The organism is Plantibacter cousiniae (nom. nud.), from assembly GCF_977070315.1.
This window is the reverse complement of record NZ_CDRVEU010000010.1, coordinates 217850-244833: the sequence shown is the minus strand read 5'-3', so window position 1 is coordinate 244833 and position 26984 is coordinate 217850. Positions and strand designations below refer to the sequence as shown.

At 59.5% G+C, this 26984-nt stretch carries 27 protein-coding genes; 16 read left to right on the top strand and 11 right to left on the bottom strand.

Annotation, left to right across the window (positions count from 1 at the left end; all coding sequences use genetic code 11):
* Positions 1-4: 4 nt before the first annotated feature.
* Positions 5-1234: an MFS transporter gene (locus tag ACW55A_RS19665; RefSeq protein ID WP_042930247.1), complete on the bottom strand. Its 1230-nt coding sequence runs from the start codon at positions 1232-1234 to the stop codon at positions 5-7.
* Between the two features lie 106 nt (positions 1235-1340).
* On the opposite strand from ACW55A_RS19665, the gene ACW55A_RS19660 reads away from it, so the two are divergent.
* Together ACW55A_RS19660 and ACW55A_RS19655 are read left to right on the top strand one after the other, a co-directional pair.
* Positions 1341-1886, top strand: a complete 546-nt coding sequence (locus ACW55A_RS19660; RefSeq protein ID WP_003364542.1) for a TetR/AcrR family transcriptional regulator — start codon at positions 1341-1343, stop codon at positions 1884-1886.
* A gap of 78 nt (positions 1887-1964) precedes the next feature.
* Positions 1965-3269 carry a leucine-rich repeat-containing protein kinase family protein gene (locus ACW55A_RS19655; RefSeq protein WP_498811149.1) on the top strand — a complete coding sequence of 435 codons (1305 nt, stop codon included), beginning with the start codon at positions 1965-1967 and terminating at the stop codon, positions 3267-3269.
* 20 nt (positions 3270-3289) lie between these two features.
* Here the strand turns inward: ACW55A_RS19655 and ACW55A_RS19650 are convergent, their stop codons facing one another.
* A complete protein-coding gene (locus tag ACW55A_RS19650; protein ID WP_003364547.1) occupies positions 3290-3994 on the bottom strand; it encodes a YebC/PmpR family DNA-binding transcriptional regulator in 705 nt (234 codons plus the stop codon).
* A 326-nt stretch (positions 3995-4320) separates the two neighbouring features.
* Here ACW55A_RS19650 and tssI point away from each other — a divergent pair, with 326 nt between their 5' ends.
* Positions 4321-5943 carry a type VI secretion system tip protein TssI/VgrG gene (gene tssI / locus ACW55A_RS19645; protein ID WP_455808967.1) on the top strand — a complete coding sequence of 541 codons (1623 nt, stop codon included), beginning with the start codon at positions 4321-4323 and terminating at the stop codon, positions 5941-5943.
* Here the strand turns inward: tssI and ACW55A_RS19640 are convergent.
* Both ACW55A_RS19640 and ACW55A_RS19635 read right to left on the bottom strand, forming a co-directional pair.
* Positions 5883-6656, bottom strand: coding sequence for an enoyl-CoA hydratase (locus ACW55A_RS19640; protein WP_004413827.1), 774 nt, complete (start codon positions 6654-6656; stop codon positions 5883-5885). The genes tssI and ACW55A_RS19640 overlap by 61 nt on opposite strands.
* An 89-nt stretch (positions 6657-6745) precedes the next feature.
* On the bottom strand, positions 6746-7954 hold the full coding sequence (locus tag ACW55A_RS19635) for an acetyl-CoA C-acyltransferase (protein WP_004413828.1): 1209 nt from the start codon (positions 7952-7954) through the stop codon (positions 6746-6748).
* Positions 7955-8144: 190 nt separating this feature from the next.
* Here ACW55A_RS19635 and ACW55A_RS19630 point away from each other — a divergent pair, with 190 nt between their 5' ends.
* The 4 genes from ACW55A_RS19630 (at position 8145) to ACW55A_RS19615 (ending at position 13539) form a co-directional block, all read left to right on the top strand.
* The gene (locus ACW55A_RS19630) at positions 8145-8624 is read left to right on the top strand and encodes an LEA/WHy family protein (RefSeq protein ID WP_455808966.1); all 480 of its coding nucleotides are present in this window, start codon (positions 8145-8147) and stop codon (positions 8622-8624) included.
* A 130-nt stretch (positions 8625-8754) separates the two neighbouring features.
* Positions 8755-9633 (top strand): glycoside hydrolase family protein, encoded by an 879-nt coding sequence (locus ACW55A_RS19625; RefSeq protein WP_248688337.1) that lies wholly within the window; start codon positions 8755-8757, stop codon positions 9631-9633.
* A 925-nt stretch (positions 9634-10558) separates the two neighbouring features.
* Positions 10559-10801, top strand: coding sequence for a hypothetical protein (locus tag ACW55A_RS19620; protein ID WP_044309348.1), 243 nt, complete (start codon positions 10559-10561; stop codon positions 10799-10801).
* 44 nt (positions 10802-10845) lie between these two features.
* Positions 10846-13539: a glycoside hydrolase family 3 protein gene (locus tag ACW55A_RS19615; RefSeq protein WP_498811148.1), complete on the top strand. Its 2694-nt coding sequence runs from the start codon at positions 10846-10848 to the stop codon at positions 13537-13539.
* Between the two features lie 16 nt (positions 13540-13555).
* Here the strand turns inward: ACW55A_RS19615 and ACW55A_RS19610 are convergent, their stop codons facing one another.
* From ACW55A_RS19610 to ACW55A_RS19600, 3 genes are all read right to left on the bottom strand, one after another.
* On the bottom strand, positions 13556-14131 hold the full coding sequence (locus tag ACW55A_RS19610; protein WP_498811147.1) for a TetR/AcrR family transcriptional regulator: 576 nt from the start codon (positions 14129-14131) through the stop codon (positions 13556-13558).
* Between the two features lie 97 nt (positions 14132-14228).
* Positions 14229-15590 carry an MATE family efflux transporter gene (locus ACW55A_RS19605; protein ID WP_455808963.1) on the bottom strand — a complete coding sequence of 454 codons (1362 nt, stop codon included), beginning with the start codon at positions 15588-15590 and terminating at the stop codon, positions 14229-14231.
* Positions 15591-15708: 118 nt separating this feature from the next.
* On the bottom strand, positions 15709-15963 hold the full coding sequence (locus tag ACW55A_RS19600; RefSeq protein WP_003315380.1) for a hypothetical protein: 255 nt from the start codon (positions 15961-15963) through the stop codon (positions 15709-15711).
* Positions 15964-16116: 153 nt separating this feature from the next.
* Here ACW55A_RS19600 and ACW55A_RS19595 point away from each other — a divergent pair, with 153 nt between their 5' ends.
* The gene (locus ACW55A_RS19595; RefSeq protein WP_003364576.1) at positions 16117-16434 is read left to right on the top strand and encodes an ElaB/YgaM/YqjD family protein; all 318 of its coding nucleotides are present in this window, start codon (positions 16117-16119) and stop codon (positions 16432-16434) included.
* Between the two features lie 90 nt (positions 16435-16524).
* Here ACW55A_RS19595 and ACW55A_RS19590 read toward each other — a convergent pair whose 3' ends face one another.
* Positions 16525-16866 carry a hypothetical protein gene (locus ACW55A_RS19590; RefSeq protein ID WP_498811146.1) on the bottom strand — a complete coding sequence of 114 codons (342 nt, stop codon included), beginning with the start codon at positions 16864-16866 and terminating at the stop codon, positions 16525-16527.
* A 267-nt stretch (positions 16867-17133) separates the two neighbouring features.
* Between ACW55A_RS19590 and ACW55A_RS19585 the strand changes: the two genes are divergently transcribed.
* The 7 genes from ACW55A_RS19585 (at position 17134) to ACW55A_RS19555 (ending at position 23078) form a co-directional block, all read left to right on the top strand.
* Positions 17134-18204 carry a M4 family metallopeptidase gene (locus ACW55A_RS19585; protein WP_004413842.1) on the top strand — a complete coding sequence of 357 codons (1071 nt, stop codon included), beginning with the start codon at positions 17134-17136 and terminating at the stop codon, positions 18202-18204.
* Between the two features lie 41 nt (positions 18205-18245).
* Positions 18246-18545 (top strand): protealysin inhibitor emfourin, encoded by a 300-nt coding sequence (locus ACW55A_RS19580; RefSeq protein ID WP_003364583.1) that lies wholly within the window; start codon positions 18246-18248, stop codon positions 18543-18545.
* Between the two features lie 266 nt (positions 18546-18811).
* Positions 18812-19441: a paraquat-inducible protein A gene (locus tag ACW55A_RS19575; protein WP_044309352.1), complete on the top strand. Its 630-nt coding sequence runs from the start codon at positions 18812-18814 to the stop codon at positions 19439-19441.
* Complete coding sequence (locus ACW55A_RS19570; RefSeq protein WP_096121475.1) at positions 19438-20052, top strand: paraquat-inducible protein A; 615 nt, start codon at positions 19438-19440, stop codon at positions 20050-20052. Before ACW55A_RS19575 ends, ACW55A_RS19570 begins: the two co-directional genes overlap by 4 nt.
* The gene (locus ACW55A_RS19565) at positions 20045-21724 is read left to right on the top strand and encodes a PqiB family protein (RefSeq protein WP_003364592.1); all 1680 of its coding nucleotides are present in this window, start codon (positions 20045-20047) and stop codon (positions 21722-21724) included. Before ACW55A_RS19570 ends, ACW55A_RS19565 begins: the two co-directional genes overlap by 8 nt.
* A complete protein-coding gene (locus tag ACW55A_RS19560) occupies positions 21721-22344 on the top strand; it encodes a PqiC family protein (RefSeq protein ID WP_044309353.1) in 624 nt (207 codons plus the stop codon). Before ACW55A_RS19565 ends, ACW55A_RS19560 begins: the two co-directional genes overlap by 4 nt.
* A 284-nt stretch (positions 22345-22628) precedes the next feature.
* Positions 22629-23078, top strand: coding sequence for a helix-turn-helix domain-containing protein (locus ACW55A_RS19555; protein ID WP_054081032.1), 450 nt, complete (start codon positions 22629-22631; stop codon positions 23076-23078).
* 30 nt (positions 23079-23108) lie between these two features.
* On the opposite strand, the gene ACW55A_RS19550 is transcribed toward ACW55A_RS19555, so the two are convergent.
* On the bottom strand, positions 23109-24017 hold the full coding sequence (locus ACW55A_RS19550) for a LysR family transcriptional regulator (RefSeq protein ID WP_498811145.1): 909 nt from the start codon (positions 24015-24017) through the stop codon (positions 23109-23111).
* A 115-nt stretch (positions 24018-24132) separates the two neighbouring features.
* Here ACW55A_RS19550 and ACW55A_RS19545 point away from each other — a divergent pair, with 115 nt between their 5' ends.
* Entirely contained in the window at positions 24133-24969 is an 837-nt protein-coding gene (locus ACW55A_RS19545) for a pirin family protein (protein WP_455808961.1), read from the top strand.
* Between the two features lie 136 nt (positions 24970-25105).
* Here ACW55A_RS19545 and ACW55A_RS19540 read toward each other — a convergent pair whose 3' ends face one another.
* Positions 25106-26635 (bottom strand): sodium:solute symporter family protein, encoded by a 1530-nt coding sequence (locus ACW55A_RS19540; protein ID WP_080479740.1) that lies wholly within the window; start codon positions 26633-26635, stop codon positions 25106-25108.
* A complete protein-coding gene (locus tag ACW55A_RS19535; protein WP_003364607.1) occupies positions 26632-26892 on the bottom strand; it encodes a hypothetical protein in 261 nt (86 codons plus the stop codon). The genes ACW55A_RS19540 and ACW55A_RS19535 overlap by 4 nt, the downstream gene beginning before the upstream one ends.
* Positions 26893-26984 lie beyond the last annotated feature (92 nt).

Here is a 26984-nt window from a genome sequence, read left to right as displayed (position 1 = left end):
CCACCTATGCGTGGGCATTTTTGTTTGCGCTGGCGGCACGGCGTACGATCAGACTGGCCAGCGCGATCAGCGCCAGCGTGATCACCACTGCCCCGTAGACATTGCTGGTCATCACCAGCCCCGCCGAGTGGGCAAAGAAGCCGGCGACCAGTGCCGGTATGCAGAAGGCCAGGTAGCTGAGCACCAGAAAAGCCGACATCAGCCCGCCCCGCTCGTGGGCATGCGCCAAGGGCATGAGCATGCGCAGCGCGCCCAGAAAGCTCGACCCGAAACCCACACCTGCGACCACTGCGCCGACGAAAAACAGCCACAGCAAACCCAGGTTGATCGAAAGCAGGATCACCGCGACACCCAGCGGCAGAAAGCTCGCACCTACCCACAAGCCGAGTACCGGCTCGCGCTGACGCAACGTCAGAATCGCCGCCGCGCCGCTGAGGGTAAGCGCCGCAACCGCCAGGCCGCCATTGAGCGGTGAGGTGGAGCCGGTCGCCGCTACCAGCAAGGACGGGCTCAACGACAGAAAGAAGCCACCCAGCGCCCACGCGGCGATGTCCACCGGCAGAACCAGCCACAGCATGCGCCGTGCCTGCTGCGGTACATGCAGCGAGGGCTTGAGGGATTGCCAGACACCGGGCTGAGGACTGACGGTTTCTTCGACGCGTCCCAGGTACAGGGCCTGACTCAGAAATGCGGCCAGCAGCAAGCAGTAACCGAGTATCAACGGCAACGGCGCGAATTGCGCCAGTAGTGCCGTCCCCAGAGCGCCAACGGCCATGCCGAGCATCGGCGAAATGCTGTTGATCAACGGCCCCTTGACCGAATCATTGTCCAGCAAGGCTGCGCCCAGTGCGCTGGCAGCCAGACCTGTTGCAAAACCCTGCAGCAGGCGCGCAGCCACCAGCCAGCTGACGTCACTGGCCAGAATGAACAGCAGCATCGAGACGCTTTGCAGCAGCAAGGCGCCGAAAATCACCGGGCGCCGCCCCAAATAGTCAGACAGCGACCCGCCCATCAACAAGGCAGCCAGCAGGCTGAATGCATAGACTGCAAAAATCAGGGTAAGCACGCCCGCCGAGAATCCCCATGCTTCCTGATAAAGGTGATAAAGCGGCGTGGGCGTGCTGGACGCGGCAAAAAAGCATAACGTGGTAAACGCCAGAAACCCGAGATGGTTTCGTGCCCGACCGTCAGACTTCACGTCTGGCGACGTCGAATCGTGTGAAGAAAGGGACATGGATACGCTCTCCGCCAATGCAACCTGTTAAAGCCATAAATTAGCTTTTGCGGAGTGTGCGACGTGATAGCGCTTAAAGCAAATACTTTGTGTTAAGGTCCGCCGTATGGCTATTAAAGAAGCAGTTCGCACCGGAGGCCGCAGTGCCCGTGTGCAGGAATCCATCCACCGCGCCGTCCGCGATTTGTTGCAGGAGCACGATCGGTCGGCACTCAGCGTGCCGATGATCGCGACCCGCGCAGGCGTTACGCCGTCGACCATTTATCGCCGCTGGGGTGATCTGACCACGTTGCTGGCGGACGCTGCCCTGGAGCGTCTGCGCCCTGACGTACCGATTGATCAGGGCAGTCTGCATCAGGACCTGCTGACCTGGAGTGAAATGTATCTGGACGAAATGTCCTCGGCACCTGGCCGGGCATTGATGCGCGATGTCGCCGCCAGTACCTCCGGCTGTGTCGGCAAGTGTGCGGCAATGGTTCGCGAGCAGCTGCAGGTCATGATCGATCGCGCCATCGCTCGCGGCGAGGTTTCCCCCAGTGCCGACGACATGATTGATGCCGTCATCGCGCCGATGATTTACCGGATTCTGTATGCCGAATCGGCGCCGACGCCCGAACGCGTGCGTCAATGGGTCGACCGCTGCCTAAGCTGAGCCGCTTTGCAGGGAGTCAGCGGGCGCAACTCCCATTATCATGCGCGCCTCGTCCGACATCAATGACCGAACCTATTCATGCACACCCTCGCAGATCTACGCGCCGGCAAGCTGGCAGGCATCCAACGGCTTGACCTCTCCTGTGACCTGAGCGAATTCCCGGTTGAAATCTTCGACCTGGCCGACACGCTGGAAGTCTTGAATCTCAGTGGCAACAGGCTGAACTCACTGCCTGACGACCTGTGTCGCCTGACCCGCCTGCGCGTGCTGTTCGCGTCAGATAACGCCTTTACGCACCTGCCGGAAAGCATTGGCCAATGCCAACAGTTGCAGATTGTCGGCCTCAAGGCCAATCGCATAGAACAGGTCAGCGCCGCAGCACTGCCGCCGCGCCTGCGCTGGCTGATCCTCACCGACAACCGCATCGAGTCGCTGCCCGACGAACTGGGCCGCCGCCCGGACCTGCAAAAGCTGATGCTCGCCGGCAACCGCTTGCGCACCCTGCCCGCGACCCTCGCGCAGTGTCACAAGCTGGAGCTGATCCGCATTGCGGCCAATCGTCTGACCGAGCTGCCGGACTGGCTGCTGAGCCTGCCTGCCTTGGCATGGCTCGCCTTCGCCGACAACCCGCTGTGCGCTGAACGCCCCACCGCACCGATTCGTGAAATCCCCTGGCAACACCTCAGCCTCCATCAACGCTTGGGCGAAGGTGCGTCGGGGATCATTCAGCAGGCGGTCTGGCACGACGCCGGCGCTGAGCACATGGCAGCGGTCAAGCTGTACAAGGGCGCGGTCACCAGCGATGGCTCGCCGCTCAATGAAATGGCGGCCTGCATCGCCGCAGGCCGCCACGTACAGCTGATCGAGGTGCTTGGACAGATCAGCGGGCATCCCGAGCAGCAGCGCGGCTTGGTCATGGCACTGATAGCCCCCGATTTCGGCAATCTTGCCGGCCCGCCGAGCCTGGAATCCTGTAGCCGCGATGTCTACGCCAGTGACACGCGCTTTTCCCTGCCGGTACTGCTGCGCCTCGCTGAAGGTATTGCATCGGTCACCGCGCACCTGCACGCCCGCGGGATCACGCATGGTGACCTGTATGGCCACAACATTCTTGTGCAGGAGGATGGCAATTGCCTGCTGAGCGACTTCGGTGCGGCGTCCTTTCACCCGTCAGCCGGGTTGGGAGAGGCGCTGGAGCGCATCGAAACGCGGGCATTCGGTATCTTGCTGGGGGAACTGCTGGAACGTTGCGAGGCAGATCCGCAGGATCAGGACGTCATGGCGGGTCTAACGGCGCTGCAGGCAAGCTGCGTGCAGCCTGATTGCCAGCAACGACCGTCGCTGGCAGAGATTCTTCTACAGAAAAAAACATGGAGCGCGTAAAGCGCTCCATTGCGCAGTGATCAGCCTGCCAAACCCACGTAAACGTTCTGCACGTCATCATGGTTGTCGATGGCTTCGAGAAACGCTTCGACTTCGGCCATCTGCTCATCGGTCAGGCCGTCCACGGTGCTTTTCGGGCGGTAGCCCAGTTGCGCGGACTGGACGGTGAAACCGAATTCCGGAAGCGCCTTGCAGACTGCGTCCATGTCGGTGGACTCGGTGAGGAACAGCGTCGCGCCTTCTTCACCTGGCTCGAAATCCTGGGCACCGGCCTCGATTGCCGCCAGCTCCGGGTCGGCATCCGCTGCTGCAGGAACAGCCTCGATCATGCCCTGATACAAAAAGTCCCACGAAACCGAACCCGCAGCACCCAGCTGGCCCTTGCGGAACAGCACGCGAATTTCAGAGACCGTCCGGTTGATGTTATCGGTCAGGCACTCGACGATCACCGGCACGCGGTGTGGCGCAAAACCTTCATAGGTCAGACGCTCGAAGTTGACGCTTTCGCCCAGCAGGCCGGCGCCTTTCTTGATGGCGCGTTCCAGAGTCTCGCGCGGCATCGAGGCCTTCTTGGCCTGCTCGACCACCAGCCGCAGACGCGAGTTCATGTCCGGGTCTGCACCAGCACGAGCCGCGATCATGATTTCCTTGGACAGCTTGCCAAACGTACGTCCCTTGGCATTGGCTGCCGCTTCTTTATGCTTGACCTTCCACTGTGCGCCCATGTCTGCTCTCTTGATTCGCTAGGCGCCTCGCCGCCTGCGTCTGCATGACTCACAGAACGCGGCGCAGGCAAGGCGCTGAAAAAGGGTCACCGGCAAATACCCTGTCCGGCGCGGCGCATTTTATACGCGATCACGGCAGATGAAACCCCCGACAGGCAGATTGGCCTGACGAACTGGCCAAGATGACTATCAATCCGGCCAACGGCACTCATCGTCTTTCCATCAACGCTTGTAGGCTCTTTCCGAAAAACCTTGCAGCAATGCTTTTGTAACCCCGTATTCCGTAACCTTCGCGGCCCCGTTTTTGAAGCTAGAGAGCCCCGCGGATGCGCAAGGACCTGCAAGTGCCCTTCATGCTGGCGATCACCGACTGCCAGCCGGATCTGCATATCATCAGCTTCGCCGGCCATGAAGCCCTCAACGAAACGTATCGCTTCGACATCTGGATGATCGGCAGCGACCCGCAGTGGGATGTGCACAGCCTGCTGCAACGCGAAGCGTTTTTAAGCTTCGGCGAATCCGGCGGCGGCAGGCATGGCCGTATCGAGCATGCGGCCCGGCTCCACAGGGGGGCTCGAATGAGCCTTTACCATCTGATCCTGATGCCTGATCTGCAACAACTGGCGCAGCATCGACATCGCCGCACCTATCAGGACCTTGCGATCCCTCAACTGATCATGCGATTGCTTGAAGCGCACGGCATCGGAGCAAACGCTTACCGCTTCGAGCACATGAACGGCCTTTATCCTGCCAAACCGTTGCACACCCAGTACGACGAAAGCGATCTGCACCTGTTGCAGCGCCTGTGTGAGGAAGAAGGCATGCATTTCCGTTTCGAGCATCGACGGAGCGGCCACCGGCTGGTGTTCTCGGACGACCCAGCCAGCTTTCCGGCGCAGCCATTGCCGGTGCGCTTCAAACGCCCGCAAGCGTCAGGCGCGTTGCGAGATACGCTGTTGCACCTGGCCGAGCGACTGGCGTTTGCGCACGTTTCAAAGCAAGTCGCCGAGCACCCGCAACCTGCGCATGCACCCTCATCGCTGCACGATGAACATCCTCTGACGATAGCGGCCAATCAAGCCTTTCAACCGCCAGGCGTTCGTGGAGCAATCAGTCACCAGGAGGCACTGAGTCGGCAGCGTGGCAGTCGCAGGCTGGAGCGCCTGCGTTGCGAGCGGCGCGATGTCAGAGGCCAAAGCACCGACACCGCCTTACAGTGTGGTGAAGTCATTCAGGTGCTCGATCACCCGGAGCCATTGCTCAACGACCAATGGCTAGTGACCGAAGTCGCTCACGCAGGCAGGCAGTTACAGGTGCTGAAGGGTGTCGCCGCTCATGATGCGCTGGCAATCCTGCGCATCCTCGTGGAAGCGCAACGTTCGTCAGCCGAGGCTGAACAGCTGCAAGGCAACGGCTACTGCAACAGTTTCAGGGTAATACCCTGGGCGACGCCGTTTCGCCCCTCGATCAGCCACCCTCGACCTGCGGTCACCGGTGAGCATTTCGCCACATTACAGCGCAACGGCATGCAGCCGGACCCACCCGGATATCGCTCAATCCGCCTCGACTGGCACGTTCAGGATCTGGAAGACGAACCCGCACAACACTGGCCGTTGGCCGAGGTCGCTTGCGCGGAGGTTCATCGGCTACCGCCGGGCGCACGTGTGTTGGTGCGCTACCTCGACAATCATCCCGAACGGCCTGTGATTTGCGCTGTACTGTCACCGGGTCATGAGCTGGACGGGATGACCGCACAGCCGGCTGGCTGTATTCGAGTGGCGGGCGGTCGGCACTTGCACATCAATGCCCACGACGGATTGCTGGTACGCGGGCAAACCGCGGCGCTGCAGGTCGACGCGCAACGTATCCTGATCGTGGGCCATGAAGATCAGCAGTCCTTGAAGTCGGGCTGGCGTTTGTCGATAAAGGCGCGCATGCCCTCTTTCTGATCCTGGCTGGCGAAGGCGGCGTGAAAAACCCGGCGCTCGAAGCGAATACCTTCGGCCAGGCTGACCTCGAATGCGCGATTGACGCTCTCCTTGACCATCATCGCCACTGGCAGGGATTTACTGGCGATCACCGCTGCCACTGCCAGCGCCTCCGGCAGCAACTGATCGAGCGGCAGCACGCGGGCCACCAGACCGGCGCGCTCGGCCTCTTGAGCATCGATCAATCGGCCGGTCAGGCACATTTCCATCGCCTTGGCCTTGCCGACCGCGCGTGTCAGTCGCTGCGTACCGCCCATGCCGGGCAACACGCCGAGATTGATCTCGGGCTGTCCGAACCTGGCGTTTTCGGCAGCCAGAATGAAATCGCACATCAATGCCAGCTCACAGCCGCCCCCCAAGGCAAAACCGGCCACCGCAGCCACCACGGGTTTGCGTCGCGCGGCGACCCGGTCGCTTTCACGAAACAGGTCATCGAGATAGATCTGCGGGTAGGACAGGTCGACCATTTCCTTGATGTCCGCACCGGCGGCGAAAGCTTTTTCCGAGCCGGTCAGTACGATGCAGCCGATGGCGCTGTCCGCCTCGAACTGGTCGAGGGCATGGTTCAATTCGTTGATCAGGCGCGCATTCAGGGCGTTCAACGCTTGGGGCCGGTTCAGCTTGATCAGACCTACGCTATCTATAACCTCTATGAGAATAGTCTCGTAAAGCATTGATAAATATCCTTTTTATTTAATTAGTCAATTAATATTTTTTATAGAATCAACATTCAATTCTTATATCAAGTTATTGATTAATAAGGCTAATTCAAAATCTCGACAGCGATTGCAGTAGCCTCGCCGCCGCCGATGCAGATCGCCGCAATGCCGCGCTTGAGCTGTCGACGCTGCAACGCCGCCAGCAGCGTCACGATGATCCGCGCACCCGAGGCACCGATCGGATGGCCCAGCGCGCAGGCACCGCCATTGACGTTGACCTTTTCGTGCTCAAGCCCCAGCTCGCGCATCGCCACCAGCGGCACGACGGCGAACGCCTCATTGATCTCGAACAGGTCCACGTCGTCCAGGCTCCAGCCTGTCTTGCCCAGAAGGCGCTGAATGGCCCCTATCGGCGCCGTTGGAAACAGGCCCGGCTGATCGGCAAACGCCGCGTGCGCATGAAACACCGCCAGAGGCCGCAGGCCACGCCGCCTAGCCTCGGACTGGCGCATCAACAGCAGCGCTGCCGCGCCATCGGAGATAGAGCTGGAGTTGGCTGCGGTGACCGTGCCGCCCTCGCGAAACGCGGGTTTGAGCGTGGGAACCTTGTCCGGACGCGCCTTGGGCGGCTGCTCGTCGTGGGTGATTTGCTTCGACTCTTTGCCTACGGTGACCTGCACCGGCACGATCTCGGCGTCGAAATGACCTCCGGCAATGGCCTGTTGCGCGCGAGCCAGTGACGCCAGCGCAAAGGCATCCTGCGCCTCGCGAGTGAAACCGTTGAGCCGCGCGCAGTCCTCAGCGAAGGTGCCCATCAGCCGACCTGGCTCATAGGCATCCTCAAGGCCGTCGAGAAACATGTGATCGAGCACTTTGCCATGCCCCATGCGATAACCGCTGCGCGCGCGGTCCAACAGGTAAGGCGCATTGGACATGCTCTCCATGCCGCCAGCCACCACCACCGCAGTACTGTCTGCCAGCAACAGGTCATGGGCCATGATTGCGGCCTGCATGCCGGAACCGCACATTTTGTTGACCGTGCTGCACAGCGTCGCATGGCTCAGCCCGGCACCCAGCGCCGCCTGTCGAGCGGGTGCCTGGCCGAGGCCTGCCGGCAATACACAACCAAACAGCACGTGCTCCACGTCTGCAGGCTCGATGCCTGCGCGTTCTACAGCGGCACGGATGGCGATAGATCCCAGCGCGGTGGCGCTGAGGCTCTGCAGGTCGCCCTGAAAACCACCCATGGGCGTGCGCAGGGCACTGACAATGACCACGGGGTCTTGATGAGGGGGTGTCCTTTCGATGGACATGGCTATCTCCAGTCTTGTTTTTATAGGTACGGTTTTCTATAGGTACGCGGGAATCATCAACCTGCTGCCGTGCAGACGCAATGGTTGAGGCAGGCAGATTAGCCGCTATCCCGGCATCGTGCCCGACGCGACGAATCTCTCACCACTGGCGAGGTCTGAAGATGACTGAACCTGACGCTGGAGCACACGAATGTCGCTACGCCTGATCCGCGCCCTGCTCTCCGGGCTGCTTATCCTCGGCTTGAGCGCCTGTGCGCTGATTCCCCATCGAGACCCGCTGACGATCAGCGTCGTGGGTATCGAACCCATCCCCGGCCAGGGTCTGGAACTGCGCATGGCGGTCACGTTGCGGGTGCAGAACCCAAACGAAACCGAGATCAACTACAACGGCGTCGCGCTGGACCTCGAGGTGAACGACAGACTATTGGCCTCCGGGGTCAGCAACCAGAAAGGCACTGTAGGACGCTTCTCCGAGGCGGTCCTGGTGGTGCCGGTCAGCGTGTCGGCATTCGCTGCCTTGCGCCAGGCACTGGGGCTCAGTCAGAGCCAGCGTCTGGACAATCTGCCCTATACGCTTCGCGGCAAACTGGCTGGCGGCCTGTTCGGCACGATGCGCTTCAGTGACAGCGGCACGCTGGATTTGCGCCAGGCCGAGGGAGATCCCTGGTAACAAGTGATTATGGGTGGCAATGCCTGTCCGGGTTCTGGCAGGGTAAACGAGACGATACAGGTGGCATGCTTTCTGCTCGCTGACTGCAGCGCATGCCCTGCGCCTCCCCACCCTCAAGGAAGATTTGCCAATGACTCCGCAGAACCCGTCAGCACGTTTTTCTCCGACCTTTCTGGCCCTTGTGACGCTGATGCTCAGCCTGTGCATGGCACCGACATGGGCTGCAGAAAAAAGCGCCAAGCGTGGCATTGCCTACGACATCGCCCTGCCCGCCGACCTGAGTGCGTTATCTTCGGGCGTGAGCTGGTGGTACAACTGGAGCCCCAGACCCCATGACCGTCTGGCGTCGTACGATTATGCGTCGATGTACGGCGTGGATTTCATCCCGATGGTATGGAACGGCAACGTTGACGACGGGCAGTTGAAGCAATACCTGCTGGCTCATTCAGCCATCCGCTATTTGCTGGTGATCAATGAGCCGAATCTGCTCGACCAGGCCAACATGACGCCCGAAGCGGCAGCCAGCTTCTGGCCGAGGCTGGAGCAGATCGCCGCCCAGACCGGCGTAAAACTGGTGGGGCCAGCGATGAACTGGGGAACCATGCCGGGCTACGGCGACCCGGTGGTGTGGCTCGATGCCTTTTACACAGCCTATCGATCGATGAATCAGAATCGGGACCCGCGCATCGATTACCTGGCTTTTCACTGGTACGACTATGGCTTGCCGGGAATGCTCGATCGGCTGTCGAAGTACGGAAAACCCTTCTGGGTCACCGAGTTCGCCAATTGGCACACCCTGGATGACGGTGCGCAGATTGATTCAGTCGACAAGCAGAAGCAGCAGATGGCGGAAATGGTCGCCACTCTCGAGCAGCGCCAGGACGTGTTCAGATACGCTTGGTTCACGGGCCGGATGAACCCTGACCCGCACTTTTCCAGCTTGCTGGACGCTGAGGGCAAGCTGACCGAACTGGGCCAGTATTACCTCTCGCTGCCACACAGCGAGTAACCTCCCGCTGCTCGGCCAACGCGTCTTTGCAGCCTCTCAGCGAGGCCGCGCCGATCTCGGTCAGACCGCTGATGATGTGCTGGGTATAGGGAAATGATTGATCGGGCTCCAGGACTCTTGTCGAGATCAGCAGCCCTTCCCCGACCAGCGTGTCGACGGTTGCCACACAGACGTGGATTGCCGGAGCGCTTGAATACGCGCGCACCAGCTCCCTGTAGATCTGACCGAATGTCAGTTTTTGCGGTTTGCTGAAGCACAGGCGACTGACGATGTGCAGCACTGCAAGGTCCAGCCGTTGTTTTTCGTCACTCACCACTGTTGCCTTTAACTTAATGAAACCTGACGCGCGACCGACTGAATATGCCTGTCGTTTTTCTGCGTCGACACACAGCTTCGGTCAATCGACAATGCACACTTGCACGTCCATTTTTTAAATGGCCACGAATAAAATTAATGACGCCGATTATCAGTCGCGCACGGTAAGCCCTGAACAATTCCTTTACACGTTAATTAAATAACTGGCGCATCCCGATACTTTTATCTCTCGTACCAGGCTTTTTAAAGCGCGCACGAACCGCGAGAATGCAAAGCTTACCAGCCCTCTAAACCTAACGACAATTAGGTTTATCAAAAAACAATAAAACCCTATTTTTATTCGTTATTTTGGATTTTTATAGCTGAAAAATAGCCATTTTATCTAATTTATTCTTTAAAACGCGCTTAAATTCTCTGCCTTCATCTGGAAAAATCAGATGATAGCCACATGACATCATTTATTAAAATCTTCATTACTCATACTTTAGCGACCGGTGAACTTTTTTCGCTCTCGCTGGACTGAGTGTTCAGCCGAGCAATAGGCGATTGCAACAGCCGTCCGTTTTTATCCTGCAAACCATCAATCGAGATTCAATCGATGACTAGATCAATGCTGTCTGTTTTCAGTGCAGTACTTCTGTGCGCGCAAAGTGCCTTAACTTTCGCCGCAGACTCAACTTCCAGCACACCTGCCACCGGGTCCGATCAACAGATCCGGACGCAGGTGGAAGCCAAGCGCGACCAGTTATCAGGCGCCGACAAGATCAAACCGGCTCAACAACAGAGTTCGTCGTCCCTGCTCGAAACGCCGGTGGACACCGACGACGCCCCTGCCCAGGCACAACGACCATGAACAACCTCAATCAACCGATCACATCGACCGGAAGGACACTTGCCTTGTCAGCTTTCAAACAGACCCTGGGCCTGAGTCTGCTGACGTTCAGCGTCATGCAGGCCAACCTGGCACTCGCCGCCGTGACCCCGGCGACCGGCAACGAAGTCGAAGCGCGCGTCAGCTCGATTCTCGACAACATGAACCAGTCGGAAAAGATCAACTTCACCCGCGTCGACGACGGCCACATGATCCCGTCCCTGCTCAAGTGGGGCATCAAGGGCACCGTGGCGTATGACTCGTCCATGGGGGTACACGTCAACAACGCCACGTTCGGCGCGCAATACCCTTCGCAGTCTGCGCTGGCAGCGACCTGGAGCATCAACCGGGCCAAGGAGTTCGGACTGGCCATCGCTTATGAAACGCGCATTTCCGGCGGTCAGCAGATGCTCTCGCCAGGCGTGAACCTGTACCGGACACCCTACAACGGCCGCTCGGCAGAATACGTCAGCGGTGAAGACCCGTTCCTCGGCGCCGTGCTGGCACCCGCTATCGTCAACGGCATTCAGGCTCAAGGTATCCAGGCCAGCGGCAAGCACTACCTGGCCAACGAACAGGAAGCCAATCGTCAGGCGGTCGACTTCAAGGTCGATGAGCGCACCCTGCGCGAACTGTACCTGCCAGGCTTCGAGTCGATGGTGAAGAACGCCAATGTCGCCTCGATCATGTGTGGCTTCAACAAGGTCAACGGCGACTACGCCTGTGAAAACCATCACCTGATCACCGAAGTGCTCAAGGGCGAATGGGGCTATCAGGGCATGGTCATCAGTGACTTCAACGCCATTCATGATGCCTTCAAGGGCGCATGGGCTGGTACGGACATCGACATGCCCTCCGGCCTGCAGTTTACCGAAGCCAAACTCCTGCCCTACCTGTGGAGCGGGCAACTGACCCAGAACGTGATCGACGACAAGGTCAAACGCAACCTGCGCGGCATCGTCAGCTACGACCTCCAGAACAACCTCAACACCGCCAAGACTCTCGAGCATCCGGAATACGGCATGCGTGCCGCGCTGAATACCGCGCGCGAATCCATCGTGTTGCTGCGCAACGAGAACACCGCTGCCGGCAAACCACTGCTGCCGCTGGACCGTTCGGCAAAAATCGCCGTGATCGGCAACTGGGCGCACGACGTACCGGCGTCGCCTTTCGGCACCGCCAATTCCCCGCCCAACAGCTACGTGACCGAGCTGAGCGGTTTGCAGCAACTGGCATCCAGCAGCAGCGATGTCACGTATCTGTCAGAGATGAGCCTGAATCCGGCGAGCTCGGTGTGGTATCAGCCAGCAACCGGCGATAACGGGATCAGCAACGCCGGGGTAAAAGCCGAATACTTCTCCAACACCAGCTTTTCCGGTGACCCGGTGCTGACGCGTGTCGAACCCGGCGTGAACCTGAACTGGACCACCGGCAGCAACGTGACCAACACAGGCAGCACTGCGGTGTCTGGCTTCAGCCCGACACCCGGCGCCTTCTCGGCACGTTTCACCACCACCATCAAGCCCACCATCTCGGGCGCCCAGGCGTTCAAGGTGCGTGCGGACGGCCCATACAAGCTCTGGGTCAACGATGAGCTCATCGTGCAGAGCGACGGTGTGCCTTACTCGGGCGATGTGGTGAATGCGCTGACAACGTCGGGGAAAACTGCAGCATTGTCGGCCGGCAAGACCTACACCGTGAAACTGGAATACCAGCGCGTGCAGGGTAATTTCATTCCGGTACTGGGCGGCCTGACAGGCGTGCAGATGAGCTGGGCTGCGTTGCGTCCGCCAAAGGACCTGTCGAAGTACGATGCGGTGGTGGTTGCGACCGGGACTACGTCTGAAAACGAAGGTGAAGGTTCCGACCATGGCTTCGATCTGCCGGACCAACAGGCTGAACTGATCAGCTTCGTCGCCAAGGCCAACCCCAACACCATCGTCGTCATGCACGGCGGTGGCGTGGCCAACATGCAGCCATGGGCGAACAAGGTCGGCGCCACGCTGCAAGCCTGGTTCCCGGGTCAGCAAGGCGGTCAGGCACTGGCCGAGATTCTCTACGGCAAGGTCAACCCGTCGGGCAAGTTGCCGGTCACGATCGACAAAAAGATCGAGGATAACCCGAGCTATGCCTCCTATCCGGATCCGGCAGCCTATCGCGGCAGCAACCCGCTGACCGAGATGACCTACAGCGAAGGCCTGTACATGGGTTATCGCGGGTATGACAAGAAACACGCCAAGCCGCTTTATCCGTTCGGTTATGGCCTGTCCTACACCACGTTCAGCTACAGCGACCTGAAACTGTCGACCAACGTGCTGACGCCAGGCTCGACGATCGACGTGAAATTCACGGTGACCAACACCGGCGACAAGGCAGGCTTCGAGGTGGCGCAGTTGTATGTGCAGCCGGTCAAACCTGCTGTGGACCGTCCGGAGAAAGAGCTCAAGGGCTTCACCAAGGTGTACCTGCAGCCGGGCGAGAGCAAGACCGTCAGCGTACCGATAGACTCGCGCTCCCTGGCTTACTACGTCGACAAGACTGCAAGCTGGGACGTCGATGCCGGGAAGTTCAAGATCCTCGTCGGTGCGGATTCGGAGAACCTCACACTCAACAGGACGCTGATCACCCTGTACCCGGAAAAACTGACCACGCGTGACAGCAACCCGCTGCCATTGCCACTGCGCAAGGCAGTCCAGGTCAGCACGGCACAGACCTACTGATGGACCCCTTCAAGGCTCATGGATGAGCCTTGATATCCCTTCCCAATCGCTGCACGTAGATATCGAAAACCGCCATGACATCCACGCCCTGAGGGCTTCGCAGCCACTGAATCTGCAAGCCGTCCATGACCGAGAAGATCTCCTGGGCCAGGGCTTTGACATTGATATCGCTGCGCACTTCCCCCGCCTCTATCAACCCCTGCAAATGCCCGCGTGCGTGTTCGTGGGTCAGTTGGAATCGTTCAAGGTGCCAGGCCCAGGCCGGGTGCGCCTTCGACAGGCTCTCGGTATTCATCAGCAAAGCTGCCTGACACTCCTCGGCATTCTCGATGCTGAAACTCATGCTCAGCTTGAGAAACTTCAGAAACCCTTCGAGCGTCGGCTCGGTGACCAGATCCTGAAAGCGCGACGTGACCCGCTGGTCCCTGCGCTCCAGCAAGGCCGCGAGTAATGCTTCCTTGTTGGGGAAATGGTGAAGCAATCCGACCGTGGTGATACCGGCAAGCAGTGCAACCTCGCGCATCGACGCACTCGAATAGCCGTCTCTGGCAAAAACAACAGTAGCGGCGTCCAGCAAGGCCTTTCGGCGCATGTCTCCCTTGGGTGCGCGGCGACGCTTGGGTGGAGCCGTTTCTGCGGATTCATTCCCTGATTCTTCGATGACCATAAAAACCTGATAACGCCTTGATTCAATGTGCCCCGATGCTCATGACCGGGGCCCTGCTGGTAAAAAACCGTTTCGCCGTCAGCGACGCCGTGGTGATGGAGATCAGCGCGATGAGCGCATTGCCGGTAAACATGCCGGGCAAGGCGCCGCTGCTGCCGAACCAATGGGTCCCGGCGAAGACGAACGGCACTGTACCCGCCGTTGCCCTGAGCCAGGCAAACACCGCGACCCACCACGACCTGTTCATGGTGATGAATACCGCGATGGCGACAAAATCCAGACCAATCAAAACCCAGAGACCGCCGCCCCACAAACAAAAGGCCATGAACACGGCGCGGGCTTCGTCCCCCAGTTGGTAGAGGTCGGCGATCATGCCTCCACAAAGCATCAGCACCATCCACACGGCCAGCCCGTAGCAGACCACCAGTCGCCGGGTAAAAGTGACCGCGGAACGCACGCGATCATCGCGGCCCGCACCAATGTTCTGACCCAGCACCGGAGCCAGCGCGCCAGGCAAGGCAAAAAAAGCGCAGTACGAAAACTGTATGACTCGATCCAGCACGGTCATCGCGGCCAGAGCCGAGGTGCCGAATGCCGAAAGCGAGGCGACAAGATAAGCCAAACCGACTGGCGTCGCCAGATTTGCCGCCATCGCCGGGAGCGCCAGCCTGAAGGTATGCCGCGCGTGCAGGCGCAACAGTTTCAGATGACGCGTGAACACCATGCCTATTCGGCTGCGCACCCAATACAGACCGGTGGACGCGGAAACTGCTGCAGACACGGCAAACGCGATACCAGCACCGTCGAGCCCCAGGCCGAGCCCAAAGATGAAAAACGGGTCCGCCACTGCCAGTGTGGCGGCAGCGGACAGCACGACGCCCATGGCCCTACGGTTGTCACCAATGGTTCTGAGCATTTGCGCCGACATCTGCATCACCGCCTGCAACGCGGTAAAAGGCAGGGTCAGCCAGATAAAACTGCGCGCTGCCTCGTAAGTGGCCGCCTCGGCCCCCAGCCATCGCATGATCGGCACGATAAACGTCAATTGCGCGGCGGCGGCCAGACCGCTGACCATGATCACCATGAGCATCAGGCTGGCGGTGAGCCTGGGTATCGATCTGGCTGCCCGATGGCCGATGCGTGCGGCAAGCACCGAGGCCCCGGCGATAATCAGGCCGGTTGCCAGCGCGCCGTTGAAAAACATCAGGACCTTGGCAATGCCGACAGCCGCCAGAAGCACGGGGTCATGCAGCATCGATACGTAGACCAGCGTGAGAATGTCGACCAGAAAGACGGCGAACAGACTCAAGGCACTGGCACTGGCGGTAACGACGATATGGCGCGCTACGCTGCCCTGGGTAAATCTTGCACTGGCTTGGGCCATCAATGTTCTCAAAAGGCCTGACGGGTCAGGAAGGCAAGACCCCCTCACCAGGACACCCTCACGCTGAAGCGTGAAGAATGATCGGCGCGGATTTTCGGGGCGCTGTCGGGTTGTGCTGCTACCTGCTCGCCGCCATCAGACGATTCACTTCACTGCGAACCATGTTGGCGTATTCCGGCGGACTCATGGTGTCCAGCTCGGACCGAACCCATTCAGACCACTTGCCCTTGCGCTTGGCGCGCTCGCCCATCAAGCGCGCCGCCTCGCCCTTGGCCTTGCCCAGATTGCTCTGCCACAGTTCGAACAGACGGGATTTTTCGTCTTCGAGAGCGGTACGCTCAGGGAGCGGCCGATTGGCCAGATTGAAACTCATCACAGTCACCTACGGCTAAAAACGGCTGCATCTTACACCCGTAAGGGCCATTGCTTGCAGAGTCTTGCGTCGGGTCATTCAAGCAATTGCAACTTTTAAGGATACGCGAGACTCCATTGAACACTGTTGCCACCACTTGAAAGGAATACACCCATGGCTCGTAAGACCCCTGCTCAACAAGCTGCCGATCAAATCAAGGATCAGGCATTCAGTGACCTGCAGGCACTGATCGAAGAATCCGACAAACTGCTCAAGGAAAGTGCTGCTCTGGTGGGTGAAGAAGCAGAGACATTGCGCGCGCAGTTGAGTGTCAAACTCAAGCAGGCACTGGACTCGATGGCCAGCGTCCGCGAGCGCACCAAGCCGGTTGTCGAAGCAACCGAAACCTACATCGGTGGTCACCCATGGCAGACCGTGGCTATTTCTGCGGGCTTTGGCCTGGTAGTTGGCCTGCTGCTGGGTCGTCGTTGATCGACTGATGAACGGCATCGCGGGCCAGTGCTGACCCGCGATGCCGATGCACTGAAGTGTGATGAAGCAGATGTAAACCTGGCGAACGCCCTATCGGGTGTGCTGTACCACCGAAGGCTCGGCAAAACGGTGCGACTTGGTCACCTTCGCCTGTAACGCCACGCGCTCCTCCTCGGCCTTGGCCTGGCTTTCATAAGGCCCTATCAATACCTGCTGTTTGCCGTCCACGTCCACGATGATCGGGGCATAACTGCGCTCGAGTAACCAGGCGCTGGAATCGCTGACCGCCTCCCGCGAGTTCATCTGAATGAACCACTGTGGCGTAGAGACCGGAGCGGTCGCTGCCGCCCCCTGGACTTTATCCCTGGCGGGCCCGCCTCCATCGCATCCGGCCAGAGCCAGTACCGCTATCATCATTACCGTCATGCGCACGTAGGTCTGCTCCTCGTCTGAAGTGGCGCGAGTCTAACATTGCCGCGCGGCCCGTTGATCGCCTGTGTCGAGGTGTCGCATGGGCCCTGGAATGACTTGAAGTACCCGCAATACGGGGCTATTGCCACTTCAGTCAGGTTTGGCAGTAACCACTGATCATGTAATCAGATATTTCGTTGCATATAAACGCCACGGGAGGTGTCACACGAGTGCGACCATGTTGATCGGTGGCTTGCCGCCATCGGTGCATTAGTACAGGAGTTCATCATGTGCGACGACCGAAATCCCCTGCATTGCTTCATTCCGCCTTACATGCTCGAGCGTATGGCGCAGTCCCCCAAGACCCTGGTCAGCGCCCGGGCCATTGCCAACCTGACGAGCAGTTCGGCGTTCCTCGCATCCCGCCTGACCGCCCGAACCATGCCCTCCATGCATGCGATCAAATCGCCTGACGGACGAAAGCACCGCGTGATTCATGATGCCAAGGGCACTGACAATCTCCCCGGCGCCGTGGTGCGCAAGGAAGGCCAGGCAGCCACGGGCGACAAGGCGACGGATGAAGCCTACGATGGCTCAGGTGACGTCTATGACTTCTATGCGCAACTGTTCGAACGTAACTCACTGGACGACAGTGGCATGTCGCTGGTCTCGACGGTGCACGTCGCCGAGGTGGATTTCAACGGTGATCATGTACCGCTGAGCAATGCCTATTGGAATGGCAGCCAGATGGCTTACGGCGATGGAGATGACCTGGTCTTCAAGCGCTTTACCGGCAGCCTTGAAGTGATCGGTCATGAGCTGACCCACGGCGTGCAGAGTTTCACGTCGAACCTTGACTACCGCGGACAGTCCGGGGCCTTGAACGAGCACTTTGCCGACGTATTCGGCATGCTGGTGCGCCAGTGGAAACAAGGCACCAGCGCCGCCGAGTCGGACTGGGTGGTGGGCAAGGAGCTACTGGTGCCTGCCCCGACGCGACGAGGCATTCGCGATATGGAAAAACCCGGCACGGCGTATTCCAACGATCCGGATCTGGGTGATGATCCGCAACCCGCGACAATGGCCGACCTGTACACCGGAGCCAAGGATCGCGGCGGTGTACACATCAACTCGGGCATTCCCAACCGGGCATTCGTACTGGTGGCCAAGGCGCTGGGCGGAAATGCCTGGGAAGTGGCGGGCAGAATCTGGTATGAAACGATGCTGAAGCTGGCGTCGGACAGTCAATTCGTCGATTGTGCCAAGGCCAGCATAAAAATCGCCTCCGACCCGCGCTTCGGCCCCAAAGCCAAAAAAGCCGTACAAGCGGCCTGGAAAGAGGTCGGCGTCAAGGTATAGCCAAGGTCAGCCAAGGCATAACCATCAAAAAGGTGCTTGAAATGAAGGTCTGTCTAGTGCAATCCGGCGGTTTCGCAGGTGCAGTCAAACGCTGTGAAGTCGATACAGCGACCCTTGAGCAGCCCGAAGCCGAGCAGTTGCAGCGGCTGGTGAGCGACAGCGGCCTGAACCAGTCCAGCAGTGCTTTCAATGACGAAGCGCGGGACCTGAATCAGTACGAAATCACCATCGAGGATGACGCCAGGGCAATCTGCCTGACGTTCGACGAACACAACGTGCCTGCATCCGCCCGCCAGTTGCTCGGCTTTCTCAAGCAGCGCGTCAAACCCGGCAAGCTCTGAGACAGGCGTTTGCCAAAGGACTCTGGCAGCAGCGATGTCCTTTCGTCGACAGATGGAGGGCATCGCTGCTACCGGATTCGCCACTATTCTCCGCGCATGGAATAATGGCGCAGTGACATGTGAACCACCCGACACCCTGACGGTCAATGATTTGTACCAGCCCGCTAGCGCTGACCGTACAAAAAAAAACGCTTCACACTGCCATTAACGAGGTATCTTTTCGTGCTGCGCGTTCTTACCTCCTTACCTCTGCATCAATGGCGTCGATGAGCACTGTGCATCCTATCGAACACTCTTCCGGCCTGATCATCTGCGAGCATTGCGACTCGCTCTACGAAGCTCACCCTCTGCAACCCGGCGAGGCGGCATTCTGCCTTCGCTGCGAAGCGCTGCTCGGTCGTGGCCATCGGGTGACCATAGAACAGCTATTGGCGTTGACCATCGCCGCAGCCATGCTTTTCCTGTTCGCCAATCTGTTCCCGGTCATCAGCATCAACATGAAGGGCCTGTCCAACGAGGTCACGCTCTGGCAGTCGGTTGAAGCCCTTGCTCAAGGACGAATCACGATCATTGCACTGGTGGCCGGGCTGTCGATCATTTTTGCGCCGCTGCTGCAAATCGTCCTGCTGTTCTGGGTGCTGGTACATGCACACAAGGGCATCGTTGCGCCCGGCTTCAGAACCTGTATGCGTGCGCTTGAGCATTTGCGCCCATGGAGCATGCTCGAAGTGTGCATGCTCGGCATTCTGGTGGCGATCATCAAACTGTCCGGGATGCTTGACGTACACCCCGGCGTCGGCCTTTGGGCCATGGCAATGCTGATGGTGCTGATCCTGCTGATCGCCAACAAGGATATCCGCCGGTTGTGGGATGAACTGGGAGTGCAGCCGCAATGAACGGCATCCCCTTCGCCCATGAACACAAGCTCTGCCTGTGCCACACCTGTGGCTATGCCTGCCAGGAGGGCGCTACGCGCTGTCCGCGCTGTGATTCGCCGGTGCACAGGCGCAAGCCCAACAGCATCAGCCGCACCTGGGCGTATCTGATTGCCGCGCTGATTTTCTATATCCCGGCCAATGTACTGCCGGTGATGTACACCAACCTGCTGGGCAACCGCAGCGAAAGCACGATCATGAGCGGCGTCATCGAGTTTTTCGAAAGCGGCTCCTGGGACATCGCCATCCTGATCTTCGTCGCCAGTGTTCTGGTGCCGTGCATCAAGTTTCTGGTGCTCGGCATGCTGCTGATCACCTGCCAGCGTCGCAGCACCTGGGCAATGCGCGAGCGCGCGCGTCTGTACCGTTTCATCGAACTGATCGGTTACTGGTCGATGCTCGATGTGCTGGTTGTAGCCCTTGTAGCGTCTCTTGTTCAGTTTCGTGAGCTCAGCACCATCGAGCCGCGACTCGGTATTCTGTTTTTTGGCTTGGTAGTGGTGATGACGATGTTCGCCGCCATGAGTTTCGATCCCCGGCTTATCTGGGACGCAGAGGTTGAAGATGTCTGACAGTACCCTCCCCCCGCCTGCTTCAGTGCCACGCCCTGAAGTCAAACGTCGTCGCCTGCGTGTCTCGCTGATCTGGCTGGTGCCGATCGTTGCTGCGATCATTGGCATATCCATGGCCTTCCATGACTGGATGAACATCGGCCCCAGAATCACTGTCAGCTTCCTGACAGCCGAAGGCCTGGAAGCCAACAAGACCCAGGTCAAATACAAGAACGTGGTCATCGGCATGGTCACGGATATCAGCCTCAGTGAAGACCGCACGCATGTGCTGGCCAACATCGAGCTGAACACCAGTGCTACTCCGTTCACACGGGTCGACAGCCAGTTCTGGGTGGTGCGCCCACGCATCGGCGCACACGGTGTTTCGGGTGTAGACACACTGCTTTCGGGTGCTTTCATCGGCGCCGACGCCGGCAGCGCAGAGGAAACCAAGACCAGCTTCACCGGCCTGGAAACCCCGCCTCCAGTGACCTTTGGCGAAAAAGGCAAGCGCTTCACCCTGCACACTGACGATCTGGGCTCGCTGGACATCGGTTCACCGATCTACTTCCGACGCATTCAGGTCGGTCAGGTGGTGGCTTACGATCTGTCCAAGGACGGCCGCGGCGTCGATATCCAGATTTTCATCAACGCACCGAACGATCAGTACATCACCACTGACACACGCTTCTGGAACGCCAGCGGTGTGGACATCACCGTCGGCGCATCAGGGGTCAAGGTCAATACACAGTCCCTGACCTCGATCATTTCCGGGGGCATCGCCTTTCGCGAGCCCAACTGGAGCCCGGACTCGAAGCCGGCGGACGAGAACGCAGAATTCAAGATATTCGATGACCAGACCACGGCGATGGCACCTCCCGATGGCGAGCCACGCTACATCCGCATGCGCTTCAATCAATCGCTGCGCGGTCTTACGGTCAATGCCGCGGTAGACTTCCTCGGGGTCAATATCGGCAAGGTGGTATCGGTCGACCTGGATTATGATCCGGCCACCAAGACCTTCCCCGGCATCGTTGGCGCGGTGATTTACCCCAAGCGCCTGGGGGCGGCCGAGTCCAAGCTCAAGGAACTCGGCGGCTCGGGTGATGAAGAAGAACAGTCTGCCCGGGTATTGGGCGCCTTCGTGGCCAATGGTCTTCGTGCCCAGGTCCGTAACGGCAACCTGCTGACCGGCCAGTTGTACATCGCCATGGAGTTCGATCCGAAGGCGCCGAAGGTCGCGTTCAACGCCAAGGCCCGACCGCTGGAGATCCCTACCGTGCCGGGCAGCTTCGACAAGCTGCAGGAGCAACTGCAGGCATTCGTCGAGAAGCTCAGCAACTTGCCGATCGACCAACTGGCTGGCAACCTCAACGGCACCCTCAGCGAGTTGCAGAAAACCCTCAAGCAGGTCAACAGCAGCGTGTTGCCGCAGATGCGTGGCACCTTGCAGCAGGCCGAGAAAACCCTGGGCACTGCCAACGACTCGTTCGCCGAAGATTCACCGGCGCGTCAGCAACTGGGCCAGGCCATGGATGAAGTGCAACGTACCGCGCGCTCGGTGCGGGTCCTGACCGACTTCCTCAGCCGCCATCCTGAGTCGTTGATTCGCGGCCGCACGGGCGATGCTGCCCCACGCTCGTTCAACGCCCCGTCCTCGTCCCGAGCCATTGATCCGGAGCCAAAACAATGACCTTGCGCCTGAAACTGGTGGTACTTGCCGCAGCACTGGGCCTGGGTGCCTGCACATCGACACAGACCCACTACTACACGCTGATCGCGCCAATGGGCGCGACGAGCGCTGCCACCAGCAAACCCATGCCGTTCCAGTTCGAGATGCTGCCGGTCATCATGCCGGTGCAGGTCGACCAGCCGCCGCTGGTGGTTCGTCAGGGTAACGGCAGCCTGGCCATTCTGGACACTGAACGCTGGGGATCACCGCTGGGCGACGAGTTTCATGACGCGCTGACCCCGCAGCTGGAGCGCCGTTTCGGCAGCCGCGACATGGCCGGTTTGCCAAAGAACAGCGATCAGCCAACGCTGTCGATCCGTACGGACGTCAGGCGCTTCGAGTCGATGCCCGGCAACTACGCACTCATTGATGTGGTGTGGACACTCGGCCTTCGCGACGCCGGTGCCACGGCGGGCAGCAAACGGCAGAGCCTGACCTGCAGCAGCGTGATCCGCGAGCAGGCCGGTGAAGGCATGGAAAATCTCATCATTGCTCACCAGAAAGCGGTTGCCCAACTGGCGGACAAGATCGCCACCACGGCAGCGCGCTGGACCGCACAGCCTGGTTCTCGCTGCCTGTAAACCTCTCGGGAGGCCTGCGCACAAGGCCTCCCGATTTCGCCGCATTCGGCCTGAAACCCTTCTGCCAGCCGCCTGGACGTCGCAGCTCAGAAGCGTTCAATTCCGTACAAAAATGTATCACCCTGACTGATTCCTACGTACACTCTGCCGCCTGTCTGGCACGTTAGTACCTGATCGGACCGAACACGCAACCTCTCGCCTTTGCCGGGATGTCTGATCAGTCAATGCCGGAAACGCTTGTTAACCCTGGCTGTAGCGATGCACAGTTTATAGAGGACAAACGGATGACAGGGATCGGACCACGGCTGAAAAAGGAACGTTTGCGCCTCAAGCTTTCGCAAAGCGCACTGGGCGCGATAGGTGGCGTGGAAACCAACGCTCAGGGCAATTACGAGAACGGCGTCCGCTCTCCCCGTGCGGATTATCTGTCCAGCATTTCGAATGCCGGCGTTGATGTGGCCTATGTGGTCACCGGCCTCAGCGCTACGCATAACGTCCCCACTGTCATAACGTCGGACAGCCCCAGCTGCGCCCCGCTCAACCGCGTCGTCGAACGCTTGCACGGCAACCTGCACGACGTGACCCAGAACCTTTACCTGTTCACCCGCCTGATCGAATCGAATCCAGGCGTTGGCAATGTGGACAGCAATCAGCTGGAAAACATCAAGAACGACGCCGAAGCGATCACCGTCGCCACCGTTCGGCTGATCTATATGACGTCACGAATCAAGTAACGCGCAAGTATCGCGTGCCGCCAAGGCTGCTCATTGCGCCGCAAACGCCTTGTCCCTTAGTTTCTCCATCACCAACGCAATAAATGCCGACACCGCTGGCGGCAGATGTTGCCGACTGGGGTAAAGCACATGCAAACCATGGCTGGTGCGCTGGTACTGCGCCAGTACCGGCACCAGTCGGCCATCCCGCAGATCCGAGCGGATCAGCGTCGCTGGCAACAACGCGATACCGAGCCCGGCAAGGGTCGCCTTGCGCAACGCCTGCGCGGTGTTGGCATTGAACCGGCTGGCAATGTGCACCTCATGCATCTTCGCGTCCGGCCCGAGCAACCGCCAGGCTGTGACGCCGCCGCGATGCGCTGCGCTGACACAATAATGGCTGTGCAGGCTCTGCAGGGAATCAGGCATGCCGTAAGCGGCAATATAAGTCGGACTGGCGACCATCGTGTCATGGCCTTCATCGATCAATTGCCGCCCAACGTATCCCGAGTCCTGCAAGGGGCCGCCCCGAAAGGCGATGTCCAGCCGGTCAGCGATCAGGTCGGCGTGATCATCACTGAGCACGAACTCCAGTTGAACGCGCGGGTAGCGGGCAAGAAAACCGGCCACCCAGTCCATCGAGAAAAAGTCGAAGAAATCAGCCATCGCTGCGATACGTACCAGACCACCCGGCTCATCACGCCCTGAAGCAAGCTGTTCTGCGGCCTCCATCACTCCGTCGACCGCACCGACGCAGCGGCCGTAGAAATCCTCTCCAGCCTGAGTGAGCACCAGCTTGCGCGTCGATCGCTGCAACAGGCGAGTGTCCAGCTGCATTTCCAGTTGCTGAACCCTGCGGCTGATCGTATTGGAAGGCATGCCCAAGTGCCTTGCTGCCTGGGCAAAACTGCCGCTGCGCACCACCTGCACAAACAGGGCAACGTCATTGGGATCGAACACCACGCCTGGATTCCTTCAATTTATGGATCAGTCCAAGCCAACTATACCGTCTAATCAAGCAATCCATTGACGCTTACTCTTGGCGCTCAGGCATCAAGGCCCAGAGGAGAACGCCATGAACAGCATCGCCAGTATTCGGCCACGCGCCATTACCCATCGCACTACCGGCAAAACCCGCGGGCCGATCACCCGACTGGTGAGCCCGGGCGATCTGGGTCAATTGTTGAAGCCTTTCGTGTTTCTGGATCGAATCGGCTTCACGTCCGAGCCGGGGAAAACAGGATTCGGCATGCACCCGCATTCGGGTATCGCGACGCTGACCTACATGATCGAAGGCGAACTCACCTATGAAGACACCACCGGCAAATCCGGAGTACTGCCCAGCGGCGGTGTGGAATGGATGAGCGCCGGCAATGGCGTCTGGCATGACGCCCAGCCAATCAGCGGTTCGGCAGTCAAGGGCTTTCAGCTATGGGTCGCACTGCCCGCCGCGCAGGAAAATGGCCCGGCACAAAGCGTATACCTGTCGGCAGCGCAGGTTGCGCAACAAGGCCCGGCAAACGTGCTTCTGGGACGCTATGGCAGCGCAAAAAGCAGCCTGCCGGCACCGGAAGGCATGAATTATCTGGCAGTACAGCTCAAGGATGGCGAGCACTGGCGCTATACACCACCCGCGGGCCATAGCGTGGGCTGGCTGGCAGTCCACACCGGACAGCTGGACGCAGGCGGCCCGATCGGCGCGGGTGAGCTGGTGATTTTCGAGGAATCGGATCGCCCCATCGACATCGTCGCCAAGGGTGATGCCCACTTCGTGCTGGGATCGGCAGTCAAGCACCCGCACGACCTGGTCACAGGCTACTACTCGGTACACACCAGCAAAGCCGCGCTGATTCAGGGCGAGCTGGAGATAGAACGCATTGGCGCACTGTTGCGCGAGGAAGGCAGGCTCTGATTAAGCAGCCTCCTGTTCGAGCCTTGGTGGCAGCGCTTTACCGGGCCGTATCTGTACTACCCGGGGCGCCGCTACCTGCCCTCGCCGCTGAGGGCTTTCATCGACTTTATCAATGCGCGCTGAGCCACAGGCAGCGTCAGCTCATCGCCACAACCGGACCCACGCCACGCCGAGCTGGCGCCGCCATGGCGAACAACTCATCGACGCGTCTGACTTCATCCGCACTCGGTTTGATGGCAACGGCACAGGCAACGAAGATGCCCGCATTGAAAATCAGACCGACGATGCCACTGGTCAACGAGCCCAGTGCCGGAATGTCATCCGGGTAGATCGTGGTCAGCACGATGGCGATCACGATCCCCACCAGCATGCCGGCAATCGCGCCCTGCTTGTTGCCATGACGACTGAACACGCCGAAAAACAGCGGCACGGCCAACTGGATGATGCCCTGATAGGAAATCTGCGCCAGCAATTGCAGGCGGGCATAGTCGAAGGTCAGGTAGGCCAGCAATGAGGCCGCCGCAATGAACACCACCATGCCGACCTTGGCGAGAATGGTCTTCTCGCGATCACTGCGCGGCTTGCTCCAGGTCGCCAGGTCATTGGCAAACTGCGTACCACACACCTGCACGCAGCCGTCGACATGACCGATACTGGCTGCCAGTACGATCATGATTGCCACGCCGAGCAGCCATGGCCCGCCGATGTCGAACAGGGACAGGAACCAGCCGTGTTGCGGATGAGCGGCAACGTTCGGGTCCTGGCTGATCGCCGCGGCGAAGAGCATCAGAATCCCGTAGAAGCCGCCTACCAGCAGGATGGTCAGCAGCGTGCCCTTCTTCACCGAGCGCACGCCGCTGGCGGTGTAGATACGCTGAAAACTCATCGGCCAGCACATCGAGCCGATCACGCCGGTAAAGATCAGGCTGAACATGTACATCGGCCCATAGGTACTGCCTGCTCCGCCAGGAATCACCAGCATGCTGGCGGGCAACTGCGACAGGTTGCTGAACGACGCCTGCGCACCGAACAGCAGGAAGATGCACAGCGCAGCGCACAGTACGTAGGCGATCAAACCTTGATACATGTCGGTCATGATCAGGCCGCGCATGCCCATGCTCACCGTCCAGTACTGACGAATCAGGATCACCACCACCCCGACCAACAGGCAGGTGGTCACGCCCCAGCGGCCGAAGCTGGCGAACTGAAAAAGCGTCGCCAGGGCCTGAATCCCCATCACCACCCAGGGGAATACCGAGATGATGCCGATGATCGACGCAATGCGTTTGACCACGGGACTGTTGAAGCGCATCCCCAGCAAATCCGGTTGGGTGGTCAGGTTGAAGCGCTTGCCCCAGGTCCAGGCACGGTTGGCCATCAGGTACATCGCAGTCACGCCCAGCGTGGCGTAGACCATGCCGTAAAAGCCCAGCGCGCCACCGACCGACAAGGCGAAAAACGCTGTGAACGTTGCGCCCGGCCACCAGGAGTTGGTGTAGCACATGGCGATGAACCACGGCCCGTAAGAGCGGCCACCCACGGCGTAATCGGAAAAGCTCTCGCTCTTGCGGTTCGTCGCGTACAGCACCGCAATCATGCCCGCCAGAAATACACCGATGAGGCCGAAGGTGATGTAAAGATCCGAAACCGTAATCGTACTGATCATTGCCCGTCCCCCTCTTGTGGAATTTCACCCAGCAGCGACTCGACCACGTAGAGCATCCACAGGCCCAGCCCCATGAGCACCGCGATCAGAATCCAGTAGAAGATCGGCAGCGGAATGCCGAGCACCAGCACGCTGCTGCCGCTGACTTTGAGGTAAAACGGCGGAAACAGCGCCATCATCAACAGCGCGAAGAAGTACAGGCCAAACACCAGATTCTTCAGGCGGCCGGGGGTAGAAAGGGACGGAACGTTACTCATGGAGTGCTCCTTGAATTTCAGGATCTGGCTATGGATAAGTGATCGGATAAAACTCAAGCAGTGAAAGAAACACGCGGTTACCCGCTACTTTT

Bases quoted from the DNA above. Each gene is read 5' to 3' on its own strand.
- ACW55A_RS19665 (WP_042930247.1), bottom strand. From the start codon at position 1,234: ATGTCCCTTTCTTCACACGATTCGACGTCGCCAGACGTGAAGTCTGAC.
- ACW55A_RS19660 (WP_003364542.1), top strand. From the start codon at position 1,341: ATGGCTATTAAAGAAGCAGTTCGCACCGGAGGCCGCAGTGCCCGTGTG.
- ACW55A_RS19655 (WP_498811149.1), top strand. From the start codon at position 1,965: ATGCACACCCTCGCAGATCTACGCGCCGGCAAGCTGGCAGGCATCCAA.
- ACW55A_RS19650 (WP_003364547.1), bottom strand. From the start codon at position 3,994: ATGGGCGCACAGTGGAAGGTCAAGCATAAAGAAGCGGCAGCCAATGCC.
- tssI (WP_455808967.1), top strand. From the start codon at position 4,321: ATGCGCAAGGACCTGCAAGTGCCCTTCATGCTGGCGATCACCGACTGC.
- ACW55A_RS19640 (WP_004413827.1), bottom strand. From the start codon at position 6,656: ATGCTTTACGAGACTATTCTCATAGAGGTTATAGATAGCGTAGGTCTG.
- ACW55A_RS19635 (WP_004413828.1), bottom strand. From the start codon at position 7,954: ATGTCCATCGAAAGGACACCCCCTCATCAAGACCCCGTGGTCATTGTC.
- ACW55A_RS19630 (WP_455808966.1), top strand. From the start codon at position 8,145: ATGTCGCTACGCCTGATCCGCGCCCTGCTCTCCGGGCTGCTTATCCTC.
- ACW55A_RS19625 (WP_248688337.1), top strand. From the start codon at position 8,755: ATGACTCCGCAGAACCCGTCAGCACGTTTTTCTCCGACCTTTCTGGCC.
- ACW55A_RS19620 (WP_044309348.1), top strand. From the start codon at position 10,559: ATGCTGTCTGTTTTCAGTGCAGTACTTCTGTGCGCGCAAAGTGCCTTA.
- ACW55A_RS19610 (WP_498811147.1), bottom strand. From the start codon at position 14,131: ATGCGCCGAAAGGCCTTGCTGGACGCCGCTACTGTTGTTTTTGCCAGA.
- ACW55A_RS19605 (WP_455808963.1), bottom strand. From the start codon at position 15,590: ATGGCCCAAGCCAGTGCAAGATTTACCCAGGGCAGCGTAGCGCGCCAT.
- ACW55A_RS19600 (WP_003315380.1), bottom strand. From the start codon at position 15,963: ATGAGTTTCAATCTGGCCAATCGGCCGCTCCCTGAGCGTACCGCTCTC.
- ACW55A_RS19595 (WP_003364576.1), top strand. From the start codon at position 16,117: ATGGCTCGTAAGACCCCTGCTCAACAAGCTGCCGATCAAATCAAGGAT.
- ACW55A_RS19585 (WP_004413842.1), top strand. From the start codon at position 17,134: ATGTGCGACGACCGAAATCCCCTGCATTGCTTCATTCCGCCTTACATG.
- ACW55A_RS19580 (WP_003364583.1), top strand. From the start codon at position 18,246: ATGAAGGTCTGTCTAGTGCAATCCGGCGGTTTCGCAGGTGCAGTCAAA.
- ACW55A_RS19575 (WP_044309352.1), top strand. From the start codon at position 18,812: ATGAGCACTGTGCATCCTATCGAACACTCTTCCGGCCTGATCATCTGC.
- ACW55A_RS19570 (WP_096121475.1), top strand. From the start codon at position 19,438: ATGAACGGCATCCCCTTCGCCCATGAACACAAGCTCTGCCTGTGCCAC.
- ACW55A_RS19565 (WP_003364592.1), top strand. From the start codon at position 20,045: ATGTCTGACAGTACCCTCCCCCCGCCTGCTTCAGTGCCACGCCCTGAA.
- ACW55A_RS19560 (WP_044309353.1), top strand. From the start codon at position 21,721: ATGACCTTGCGCCTGAAACTGGTGGTACTTGCCGCAGCACTGGGCCTG.
- ACW55A_RS19555 (WP_054081032.1), top strand. From the start codon at position 22,629: ATGACAGGGATCGGACCACGGCTGAAAAAGGAACGTTTGCGCCTCAAG.
- ACW55A_RS19545 (WP_455808961.1), top strand. From the start codon at position 24,133: ATGAACAGCATCGCCAGTATTCGGCCACGCGCCATTACCCATCGCACT.
- ACW55A_RS19540 (WP_080479740.1), bottom strand. From the start codon at position 26,635: ATGATCAGTACGATTACGGTTTCGGATCTTTACATCACCTTCGGCCTC.
- ACW55A_RS19535 (WP_003364607.1), bottom strand. From the start codon at position 26,892: ATGAGTAACGTTCCGTCCCTTTCTACCCCCGGCCGCCTGAAGAATCTG.